The organism is Synechococcus sp. MU1655, from assembly GCF_023630655.1.
Taxonomy (GTDB): Bacteria; Cyanobacteriota; Cyanobacteriia; order PCC-6307; family Cyanobiaceae; genus Synechococcus_C.
The window spans coordinates 1-8,007 of record NZ_JAKUHK010000068.1; the positions used below are offsets into that span (position 1 = coordinate 1).

Here is an 8,007-nt window from a genome sequence, read left to right on the forward strand (position 1 = left end):
CGATTGGTGTCCCTAGCCGTTGCAGGCCTGTCTTCAGGAGGGGAATTGCGTCTGCTCACGGGAGGAGTGGAGGCGTTTTGACGCGTGCTTGGGGAGTAAGCGGCATCTTCGGGCTCGCGTCGCAGTGGGCTGCCTTGAGGAATGCCAGGTGTCCCATCTAGGCCGCTACCGCTCCGAGCTGACCCTGGAGCGCGCTGGTTTAAGCCAGCCGCCCCATCAGAGGGGCGGGATGAGGCGGCAGGCCTTGATGACGCAACTGCGGTAGGCCTGGACCCTCTGCGCTGATCCTGGCGTTGGCTGCGGCGCTCTCCAAAGCTTGGGCCACTCGGTGCAGAGTCCTCACTGCGACCGAACCGAGCCATGCGTCGATCTCGTTCGCTGCTGTCTGACCAATCGGAGGCGGGATCGGAACGCTGACGGCTCCGACTCGCTGCCTGTTCAGGGATTGCAGCTCGCGAGGTGCGACGCGGGCGATAAAAATCTTGTTCAGGCCTCTCGTCTTCATCCAGCCCTTGGCCTCCAAATCGCCGACGAATCGGCTGGGGCTCGTCGAAGCGGTCGTAGGGATCGTCGTAGCCACCGCGCAGACCTCCAGCGGGGCTGTTGGCTTCAGGCTCGTCATCGAAATAGGCGGAGCGTCTTGCCTGTTCCGCTGAAATCCCCCGAAGGCGAACGCTTTCATAGGCAAAAAACACGGTGGTTCCTGCCAACAAGAACTGCCCAAACTGGAGAATTGGATCGAGCCGCCAGCCCTGGAAGAAAAGAATTCCTCCGCAGAGCAAGCCGATTGCCGCGAAAAATACGTCGTAATCACGGGCGAGAGCAGGCTTGAAACTGCGCATGAAGTAGAGCAGTGCCCCACCTACAGCCAGCACAATGCCAACAATGCTGGCCCAATTCAGACTGGCATTAACCACAGTGAAGCTCTCTGATAACGACCTGCGTGGAACCGAAGCTCGGGTCGAGTGAGCTCAGTCTACGGAGCGTGAAAGGGTCTTCAAAGTTTGCGATCAACCTGGTCGGTTTGGCTGAGAAAAAAGAGTCCAATAGATGCAGGGATCACAACGATCGCGACACCAGCAACGAGGCTGGTCAGAAAATTGGAGAGGGAAGGCGTCATAGGGGTTAGGACCGAATGCGTTCAGCGAGGCCTGATTCGCTGCGATTTTAGGGATCAAGGTCAAGTTTCTACGATGACGGCACCATTGCTTAGGGCTTTGTGACGCCAACGCTTGTCGCCATCCTTCCGCCTCTCAACTTGGCACTTGGTTTGCTGTTGGCTGCATGGACCCTCGCATTCCTCGCGCGCATCGTGCTCACTTGGTACCCGCAGGTGGATCTTTCCAAAGGCTTTTGGCCCCTTGTGGCCTGGCCCACTGAGTCGATTTTGGGGTTGACCCGCCGAGTTATCGCTCCGATCGGGGGCGTGGATGTCACTCCTGTGATCTGGGTTGGGCTGCTCAGTTTGCTTCGGGAGCTGTTGGTGGGTCAGCAGGGTTTGCTCTCCCTGGTGTTGCTCCGCGCCCAGTCCATTGCCTAAGCGCTTTTGGAGAGCACTGGGCATCCTTGTTGCTCTGATCTAGAGCATCTCCTCTTCAACGAATTTGGTGTGCACGTCGCCCGCTTGGAATTCAGGGCGGTCGAGCATGCGCAGATGGAAGTCCACCGTTGTTGGGATCCCTGTGATGGCGCACTCGTTGAGCGCTCGTTTCATGCGTTCGAGTGCGGCTGGGCGATTGGGAGCCCAGATGATCAGCTTGCCGATCAGGGAGTCATAGAAGGGCGGGATGTCGTAGCCCGTGTACACGTGACTATCGACGCGTACCCCAGGGCCTCCAGGGGGTAACCAACCCGTGATCCGTCCGGGGGCTGGCCGGAAATTGTGCTGCGCATCTTCGGCATTGATTCGGCATTCGATCGCATGCCCGTTCATATGAATGTCTTCTTGGCGGATGCTGATCGGTTCCCCGCCGGCGATGCGTAGCTGCTCAGCAATCAGGTCGATCCCCGTCACCATTTCCGTGACGGGATGCTCCACCTGGATGCGGGTGTTCATTTCCATGAAATAGAACCCACCATTTCGATCCAGGAGGAATTCCACCGTGCCGGCACCCTCGTAATCGATGCTGCGCGCCGCTGCGACCGCCGCTTCTCCCATGCGAAGACGCAGCTCAGGGTCAAGGGCCGGGCTTGGCGCCTCTTCGAGAAGTTTCTGATGACGTCGTTGGATCGAGCAGTCTCTTTCTCCCAGATGGACCACGTTGCCGTGACGGTCCGCCAGGATCTGTACTTCGACGTGCCGGGGGCGGTCGATGAATTTTTCCATGTACAGCCCTGGATTCCCAAACGCTGCATCGGCTTCCCCTTGCGCCGCTTTGTATAGCTTTACCAATTGATCAGAACTGGGGACCAGCCGCATCCCACGGCCGCCGCCTCCAGCGGTGGCCTTGATCATGACGGGATAACCCATGGCAGCAGCGAGCTCAGCGGCTGCCTCCGGGTTGGGCAGGAGGCCTTCGCTCCCAGGCACCGTTGGCACGCCAACAGCCTGCATGGTGGCTTTCGCCGTTGACTTGTCTCCCATCGAGCGGATGGCATGGGGAGACGGACCGACAAACGTGATGCCGTGGTCACGGCACATCTCGGCGAAGCGGTCGTTTTCTGCCAGAAACCCATAGCCGGGGTGAATGGCATCCACACCGCGGGAGGTTGCTGCGGCCAGGATGTTGGGGATGTTGAGGTAGCTCTTGTTGCTGGGGCCTTCGCCGACGCAGACCGCCTCGTCAGCGAGTTGCACGTGCAGTGCATTGCGATCCACGGTGCTGTACACCGCAACTGTGCTGATGCCGAGTTCACGGCAACTTCTCAGGATTCTTAGGGCAATCTCGCCGCGGTTGGCGATCAGCACCTTGCCGATGGGCATTCCGCAGCATCAGAGCCAGGGCGGATCGTATCAGCGGTTAGGACTTTTCTGCCTGTCGGTATACTCATCCATCGACGAGCCCTATCGGCAACGTCGCCACGCGGATGTGGTGGAATTGGTAGACACGCACGTCTAAGGAGCGTGTGGCTTCGGCCTTGCGAGTTCAAGTCTCGCCATCCGCATCATTCTTTTCCAGCCCCACCGGCACTGAGTGACGTCACCCACCAAGGACCAAACCCTGGCTGTGGTCTTCGTTTCCAACGGCCCTGGTGAACTCACGACCTGGGTTCGTCCCCTTGCTGAGCGTCTGCATCGACGCCTGCTGATGCGGCCTCGAGCCCCTGGCTCGTTGTTGAGCCTGCGGCTTGTTTTGGTCCCTTGTCCCAATGCCACTGGCACGGAAGCCGCCGCAGCTTCCCGTTGGGGATTGTTTGATCGCATCACTCTGGCCAGGCAGTTTTGGTTGCTGCTGTTGAAGCCTTCTCGGTTTGGGAGCTGGCCAGACCGAGGTGTGGTGGTCTTTTTGGGTGGGGATCAATTTTGGAGTGTGTTGTTATCAGCTCGGCTGGGCTATCGCCACATCACCTACGCCGAGTGGGTGGCGCGTTGGCCGCGCTGGAACGATCGGATCGCTGCTATGGCCCCAACGGTGCGAGACCAGCTGCCCAGACGCTTTCGCTCTCGCTGCCGCGTGGTGGGTGACTTGATGGCGGATCTGTCCAGCCATGCCAAAGAAGAGGCCCCGCTGCCATCGGGGGAGTGGGTGGCTTTGTTACCGGGATCGAAACCGGCCAAACTCAGCGTGGGTGTTCCTTTTCTGCTGGAAACTGCAGACCGTTTGGCGGCTCAACGCCCTGGCTGCCGATTTTTGTTGCCGGTGGCACCTACCACCTCCGTCGAAGATTTGGAACGTTATGCAAGTTGCTCGAATCCCATCGCTGCCTCCTACGACACCGATGTCGCCTCAATTGAACCGGCTCGTGCCGGCGAGGGATTGAGGCGCTTGATGACGCGCAATGGCACGGAGATTCACTTGCAGGAAAATCCTCCAGCCCACGGCGCCCTGAGCCAGTGCAAGCTTGCGCTCACCACCGTGGGAGCCAACACGGCTGAACTTGGCGCTCTGGGTGTGCCCATGATCGTGTTGGTTCCCACCCAGCATCTGGGTGTGATGCAGGCTTGGGATGGTTGGCTCGGGCTCTTGGCCCGTCTGCCTGGTCTGCGGCGTCTGATCGGCTTGTTGCTGAGCGCTTGGCGTCTCCGAAACCATGGATTCATGGCTTGGCCAAACATCAGCGCTGGTCGCATGGTGGTTCCTGAACGCGTGGGTCCGATCACGCCTGAGCAAATTGCCCTTGAGGCTGAGTCCTGGCTCGCGACACCCGAGAGGTTGCAGGGGCAACGCGATGATTTGCGCGGCCTTCGGGGTGAACCTGGTGCTGTTAGAGCACTTGCTGAGGAAGTTCAGGGACTCTTGCCCTTAGCTCTTTCCGACTAGCGTCCCTGCCAGTTCAAATTTGAGTCATGACGAGTGCGCCAGTAGCAGGTGGTGATCGGGTGGAACGCACTCCTGAGGAATGGAAGGCCAAACTCAGCCCCACCCAGTTTCAAGTGGCGCGTCAGGGCGGTACTGAAGCTGCTTTTACCGGTGCCTACTGGAATCACAAGGAAGACGGCATGTATCACTGCGTCTGTTGTGATGCACCCCTCTTTAGCTCCAGCACAAAATATGAGTCGGGCACCGGCTGGCCAAGCTTCTGGAATGGTGTGACCGAGGGTGCCATTCGCACCCATGAGGATCGAAGCCATGGGATGGTGCGAACAGAGATCCTTTGCGCACGTTGTGATGCCCATCTAGGACATGTGTTCAACGATGGACCGGCACCTACAGGTCAGCGCTACTGCACGAACAGTGCTTCCCTCGACTTTAAAAAGAAAGCCACCGCTTGAGTTGAGGTGTGGATTGATCCCTGGAGTTACCAGGGATCATCGAGGGGCTGGCTTTCCTGGTCTTGAGGAGAGCGAAGCTCGATGGGTTCAACATCAAGGGGTTCGCCTGGCCGTTCGATCGGACGACGAGACGCCGGTCTTGGACGTTGCTCGAAGCGTGGAGCTGCATCGAGTTCCTGAGGTGGCTGTGATGGGCGCTGAGGGGCTTGATAGCGGTCTTCGTCCTGGAAAGACTGGGGTTCGCGAAACCGGTCAGATTCGTTGTAGCGCTGTTGCTCATTGAATCGTTGTGGCTCATCCAGCGGCTGTCTCTCATCGACCGACCGTCGTCCATTGAACGGTTGGGGCTCTCGATACAACGGGGGCTCGTTGTATCTCTCGGGTTCGCGATAGGGCTCTCGATAGGAGTTCTCTCGCTCCTGCATCGGTGCTTCATCGAGGTAGCGACGCTCACGCGTGTTGTCACTGCGGCGATCTTCCAGTTCGACGTACTCGAGTTCCCGTTCCGTTTCGAAGCGTTGTGATTCTGAGGCTTCCAGCATTCGTGGTGCCTCTTCCACCGCTTGCCCTGAACTGAGCTGGTTTTCGACAGGGACGATGTTCACCCTGTATCGCTCCCGCTCTTGCTCTTCCCAGCTCGGTCCGCCGACGCCTAGTTTTTCCAGCACCCCACTGCTCAGTTGTTTGAGTTTGTCTTCGGCACCCTCATAAACAATGATTCGGTCGGCGCCACTGCTAACGATTTCATCGACAGGAATTTCCCAGGTGCTGAGCACGCCCTCTCCAAGAAGGGGAACACCAACGGCTCCCATCACAAGCGAGCTGAGTTCGCCTGTCTCAATGTCGAAGGAGAAGCCCAACACGCGGCCGAGGGTTTGCCCCGATTCTGTGATCACCTGGCAGTTGATCACCCGGCTGTAGCGGTCTGGAGAGAAGGCCTCGCTTAGGGAGTCTGCGGAATCAACAAGAATCACGTCCCCCACTTGGCGAATGCGATCCAGGGGCATCCAACGGGGAAGTCCCGGTAAGAAACGGGTGAGCGGGTTGTCTCTCAATCCGAGGGCAACCACTTCGCGGTGGTCGATATCGACCACCACTTCGCCGACCACACCCAAGCGTCTGCCTGAGTCGCGGGTGATGACTTGGGTCCCCATTAATTCCGACCGAAGCCACAGCCTGTCGCTGGGGACGGTTGCCAGTGGGTCGTTGGGGGACGGGGACGAGCTCAAACGCAGGCCTCTGCCGGAGCAATTCGACTCATTTTGACGCAAGACCCGGGAGCTCGCTGTTCAAGCTGCATCGGGTAATCCCACAACCTGGGTGTGAGCGCCACGAGCCTGGGTGACACCAATGGTGCGCTGAGAGGCGCCAATCATCGGTCGCCTGTGGCTCACGACAAGGAATTGGGCTTGTTCGGCTTGACGGGCGATCAACGCGGCCAGCCGCTCCACATTCACGCCATCGAGGAAGCTGTCGACCTCATCAAGGGCGTAAAAGGGTGAGGGGCGGAAGCGTTGCAGTGCAAACAGAAAACTCAGTGCTGTCAGGGACTTCTCCCCACCAGACATGGCCGCTAGGCGGCGCACGGCCTTGCCTTTTGGGTGAGCAACCAGGGTGAGCCCTCCCTCGAGGGGGTCATCCGGATTGTCCAGTTGCAGCTTGCCATCGCCTTCGGAGAGGCTTGCAAAAATCTCTGAGAAATGTCCATCGACGGCTTGAAAGGCCTCCATAAACGCCTCTTGCCTGAGTGTGGCCACGGTTTCAATCCTCAGGAGCAGTTCTTCGCGCTCCTGGCTGAGCACATCCAGGCGTTCTCCCAGGTCTCCCAACCTTTCTTCCAGGGCCGTTAGTTCCTCGAGGGCCAACATGTTGACCGGTTCGAGGGCTTCCATCCGTTTTAGAAGTTGCTGCAGCTGGTCTTGCAGTGCCTCAAGCCCGGCATGGCGAATCTCTTCTGGGATCTCGGGAAGGGGGTTGGGCAGTGTTGGCTTGAGCTCTTCGAGTCGGATTCCACCGCTGCGCAGTTGCTCTTGAATCGCTTGGCGCTCCTCCTGTAACCGTTCAAGTTCCCAGCGGGCTTGCTGGAGGTTCTGACGCAATTCGGCCACGGCAGCTTCCGCTGCATCCCGAGCGCGACGCTCCTCTCCAAACTTGGTTTGGAGGATTTGTTGCTGGTTTTCCAGAGTTTGACGGCGTTCCTCCAACTCCTTTTGTTCCTCCCGCCAGCGTTGATGTGCCGCAGCGAGTGCTGTGACCGCTAGTTGAAGACTGTTTTCCTCTTCTTCAATGGCCTGTTGCTGGTCACCGATGCGGGTTTGTGCGAGCTCGCGTTCACGCTGATGTTGAAGACGCTCATCACGATGGCGGCGGGCCTGTTCGAGGGCGTTGTCCGACTGTTCGAGTTCGGCCTGGAGTTGTTGCCAATTCCCGGCATCGGCCTCGGCTTGCACTTTTTGTTCCTCGGTGGAGATTCTCTCGAGTTCTTCCAGCAGAGGGTTGATGGTGGCTTTGAGAACTTGGAGCCGCTGTTCCTGTTCCGTGCGGTTGACTTGAAGGCTGTGGAGACGCTCGCTGCGTTGGCGGCAACGCTCCAGCAATGGTCCATGGGCTCGCTTGGCTGCCGTTCTCTCCGCATCGAGAGCCGCTTGCCTCTGCTCCAGCTGACGCAGGAGTGGTCGTTCTTGCTCGAGAGATTGAAGCAGCCGGTTTTCTTCACGTCGACAAGCCGCCAGGGTCTCGCCGAGCTCGAGCAACCGTTGCCGCAGGGGCTCGGCCTCATCGCTGTCACTGCTGACACCAAAACTCAGTCCACCACTGCGTTGGCTGAAGCTTCCCCCCGTCATCGCGCCACTTTTCTCGAGCAGTTCGCCTTCGAGGGTCACAGCTCGGAAACGCCCGAGTTGTTGCCGAGCACTGCCCAAGTCGCTGAACACCTGAGTGTCGCCAAAGACATACCCGAATACGTCGCTGTAGATCGGTTCGTAGCGGATCAGCTCCACCGCTCGACCGATGAGGCCGTCGCCATTGCCCCCCTCCGGTCGGCGGCCACGGGCCATCGCCGCGCCACCACCGGCGGCTTGGGATCGAATCTTGTTGAGAGGTAAAAACGTTAAACGGCCTGCACGCCGGCTTTT

General features: G+C 59.1%; 8 protein-coding genes and 1 tRNA gene. 4 read left to right on the forward strand and 5 right to left on the reverse strand.

What is annotated here, in order from left to right:
- On the reverse strand, positions 1–917 hold a 917-nt coding region (locus NCN04_RS04875), incomplete at its 3' end, for a Ycf66 family protein (RefSeq protein WP_250395350.1).
- Positions 918–997: 80 nt separating this feature from the next.
- Positions 998–1,120 carry a photosystem II reaction center X protein gene (gene psbX / locus NCN04_RS04880; protein WP_011620364.1) on the reverse strand — a complete coding sequence of 41 codons (123 nt, stop codon included), beginning with the start codon at positions 1,118–1,120 and terminating at the stop codon, positions 998–1,000.
- Between the two features lie 99 nt (positions 1,121–1,219).
- On the opposite strand from psbX, the gene NCN04_RS04885 reads away from it, so the two are divergent.
- A complete protein-coding gene (locus tag NCN04_RS04885; RefSeq protein WP_048347257.1) occupies positions 1,220–1,540 on the forward strand; it encodes a YggT family protein in 321 nt (106 codons plus the stop codon).
- 39 nt (positions 1,541–1,579) lie between these two features.
- On the opposite strand, the gene accC is transcribed toward NCN04_RS04885, so the two are convergent.
- On the reverse strand, positions 1,580–2,923 hold the full coding sequence (gene accC / locus NCN04_RS04890; RefSeq protein WP_048347256.1) for an acetyl-CoA carboxylase biotin carboxylase subunit: 1,344 nt from the start codon (positions 2,921–2,923) through the stop codon (positions 1,580–1,582).
- Between the two features lie 100 nt (positions 2,924–3,023).
- On the opposite strand from accC, the gene NCN04_RS04895 reads away from it, so the two are divergent.
- The 3 genes from NCN04_RS04895 to msrB all read left to right on the forward strand — a co-directional run bounded on the left by NCN04_RS04895 (position 3,024) and on the right by msrB (position 4,873).
- Positions 3,024–3,105 (forward strand) — tRNA-Leu (locus NCN04_RS04895).
- 29 nt (positions 3,106–3,134) lie between these two features.
- Entirely contained in the window at positions 3,135–4,421 is a 1,287-nt protein-coding gene (locus tag NCN04_RS04900; RefSeq protein ID WP_048347255.1) for a glycosyltransferase family protein, read from the forward strand.
- A gap of 26 nt (positions 4,422–4,447) precedes the next feature.
- Positions 4,448–4,873 carry a peptide-methionine (R)-S-oxide reductase MsrB gene (gene msrB / locus NCN04_RS04905; protein WP_250395351.1) on the forward strand — a complete coding sequence of 142 codons (426 nt, stop codon included), beginning with the start codon at positions 4,448–4,450 and terminating at the stop codon, positions 4,871–4,873.
- Between the two features lie 26 nt (positions 4,874–4,899).
- Here the strand turns inward: msrB and NCN04_RS04910 are convergent, their stop codons facing one another.
- A complete protein-coding gene (locus NCN04_RS04910; RefSeq protein WP_048348321.1) occupies positions 4,900–6,102 on the reverse strand; it encodes a PRC-barrel domain-containing protein in 1,203 nt (400 codons plus the stop codon).
- A 60-nt stretch (positions 6,103–6,162) separates the two neighbouring features.
- Positions 6,163–8,007: SMC hinge domain-related protein (locus NCN04_RS04915; RefSeq protein WP_502988753.1), on the reverse strand; the 1,845-nt coding region annotated here is incomplete at its 5' end.